The sequence below is a fragment of the Mesorhizobium sp. M1E.F.Ca.ET.041.01.1.1 genome, from assembly GCF_003997355.1.
Classification (GTDB): Bacteria; Pseudomonadota; Alphaproteobacteria; order Rhizobiales; family Rhizobiaceae; genus Mesorhizobium.
Genome location: NZ_RZSL01000974.1, coordinates 1 through 1,442 on the forward strand (window position 1 = coordinate 1; position 1,442 = coordinate 1,442).

General features: G+C 61.8%; 3 protein-coding genes. All 3 read right to left on the reverse strand.

What is annotated here, in order from left to right:
• Positions 1-671: 7-carboxy-7-deazaguanine synthase QueE (gene queE / locus EOA38_RS36505; protein ID WP_127301490.1), on the reverse strand; the 671-nt coding region annotated here is incomplete at its 3' end.
• Positions 668-1,024, reverse strand: coding sequence for a 6-carboxytetrahydropterin synthase QueD (queD, locus tag EOA38_RS36510; protein WP_127301491.1), 357 nt, complete (start codon positions 1,022-1,024; stop codon positions 668-670). The genes queE and queD, both read right to left, overlap by 4 nt.
• An 11-nt stretch (positions 1,025-1,035) precedes the next feature.
• Positions 1,036-1,442, reverse strand: a 407-nt coding sequence (locus EOA38_RS36515; protein WP_145966293.1) for a 7-cyano-7-deazaguanine synthase, incomplete at its 5' end; no start/stop codon positions are given.

Below are 1,442 nucleotides of genomic sequence, written 5' to 3' on the forward strand. Positions count from 1 at the left end.
AACCACCCGTCCGCTGCGACCTTGTCGACAAGCCAGCGGAAGCGCCGCATCAAATCGTCGAAGTCGGCCTCTTCGCTGCCTAGACCCGCATGGGTGATCAGCGGAGCAGGATTCCCGACCTGCAGATAAACCGGCAGGGTTGGATAGCGTTTCGCAACGAACTGGGCAAACGCGTAGTCATTGTCGTCAAACACAGCCACCTTAACGACGCATTGCGTTCCGCTCCTTGCCGCCGCGGCGCAATCGTCGAGGGCCGGCCAGTCGGTTACCATCCCCGAAGATGGCGGCTTCGGACTGAGAATGAGCCAGTCGAGCGCGGCGAACCAGGGCTGAGAGACACTGCCTTGCGTCTCGAGAGCGAAGGTGTGGCCCTTCTGGTGGCCCTGTTCGATGAGCGGAGCCAAAGGCTGAAGTGCGGGATTGCCACCCGACAGCGACACAAGCACCCGCGCGGAGTTCGAAAGCCGCTCCACCTCCGTCAGGATGGCGTTTGGCGTCATCAGCGTCCAGTCTTCACGGAACTCGGGCAGCACCGCATACAGCGTATCGCACCAGCGGCAGCGGTAATCGCAACCGCCCGTGCGTACGAACACAGTCGGACGCCCGATCAGCGGACCTTCTCCCTGGACCGTCGGACCGAAGATTTCGCTGATGCGGATGCTCCCCTTCATGGACGGTATTCCGCCCATGTTTTCGGGGTCTCGCTGATGCGGATAGCCGCGACCTCCGGCCAGCGCGCGCGGCACCAGTCGTAGATCCACTTGGCAATGACCTCGCTGGTCGTCCGATCATGTCCGAGGACCTCATTGAGGTGGCGATGATCCAGGGTGTTGTCGATGAGCGCCTTGAGTTCCGAGAGTTCGCGGTAGTCACGGACAAAGCCGACCGGATCGAGCTCGGCCGATTGCAATACGATCTCGACCTCGTAGTTGTGGCCGTGCAGCCGGGAGCAAGGGTGCTCCGCCGGCAGGCCACCGATCACATGTGACGCCGAAAAGGCAAACCGCTTGGCGATGGTGTACATGACTGCGCGCCCTATTGCCGTTGCGTTGTCTGGTATTCTTGGCAAGCTTCGATCCAGTAATCCGGGTCTTCGTAAGATGTTGGATCGTTTTGAGCAGCGAGGTGAAAGGCCTCGCGCCGCTCGACGCAGGTGCCGCAACGACCGCAATGATGAGCCCCGCCCTGGTAACACGACCAGGTTTCCTCGAAGGGCACGCCTAGGCGCGCGCCTTCACTGACAATGTCGGCTTTGCTCAGTTGCAAGAACGGTGCGTAAAGGGCGATCCTCGCCAGTCCCTGCAGCGCGTGGTGCTGCATGGCCTCGAAGGCTTCGACGAAAGCCGGGCGGCAGTCCGGATAGATGAAATAATCCCCGCCGTGGACCGCTGCCGCCACGGCATCGGCCTGTTCCGCCGCGGCTATACCAAAGGCTACCGCCA

What these genes read in the sequence shown, in the direction of transcription:
- queD (WP_127301491.1), bottom strand. Translation starts at nt 1,024, where the DNA reads ATGTACACCATCGCCAAGCGGTTTGCCTTTTCGGCGTCACATGTGATC.